This is a genomic window from Vibrio sp. 10N.222.48.A3 (assembly GCF_041475345.1).
Taxonomy (GTDB): Bacteria; Pseudomonadota; Gammaproteobacteria; order Enterobacterales; family Vibrionaceae; genus Vibrio; species Vibrio tasmaniensis_A.
In genome coordinates this window covers 1-690 of record NZ_JBFRVX010000660.1, presented here as the reverse complement: position 1 = coordinate 690, position 690 = coordinate 1, and the positions used below count along the sequence as shown (strand labels likewise).

Here is a 690-nt window from a genome sequence, read left to right as displayed (position 1 = left end):
GGTGCAGTATTCTGGATGTGGGTGGTAGCTTTCTTTGGCGCGGCGACTGCTTACGCAGAATCTACGCTGGCGCAAATCTATAAAGAAGAAGATGAAGGCCAGTTCCGTGGTGGTCCGGCTTACTACATTGAAAAAGCAATGGGTCAGAAGTGGTACGCATGGATCTTCGCTATCGCGACTATTTTTGCATGTGGCATTTTGCTTCCAGGTGTTCAGTCAAACAGTATAGGTAATGCTGTAGAAGCTGCATTTGGCTCAGGTGATATGATTGAAACAGCTATCGGTACATTCAGTTTCGCTAAAATTTTCACTGGTACTGTTGTTGCTATCATCCTTGCTTTCATCATCTTTGGTGGTGTTAAACGTATCGCGAACTTCACACAAATTGTCGTTCCATTCATGGCGTTGGCTTACATCATCATCGCATTCGTTATCATCCTACTAAACATCAGCCAAGTTCCTGTTGTTTTCGGAATGATTCTGGGTGATGCATTCACTCCTATGGCAGGCTTTGGTGCTGCAATCGGTTGGGGTGTTAAACGTGGTGTTTACTCAAACGAAGCGGGTCAAGGTACTGGTCCTCACGCGGCAGCTGCGGCAAGTGTTGATCACCCAGCTCAGCAAGGTTTGGTTCAAGCGTTCTCTATCTACATTGATACTCTTCTAGTATGTTCTGCTACAGCGTTCATG

General features: G+C 45.9%; 1 protein-coding gene. It reads left to right on the top strand.

From position 1 onward, the window contains the following. On the top strand, window positions 1–690 hold a 690-nt coding region (locus tag AB4653_RS17935), incomplete at both ends, for an alanine:cation symporter family protein (RefSeq protein WP_372104890.1).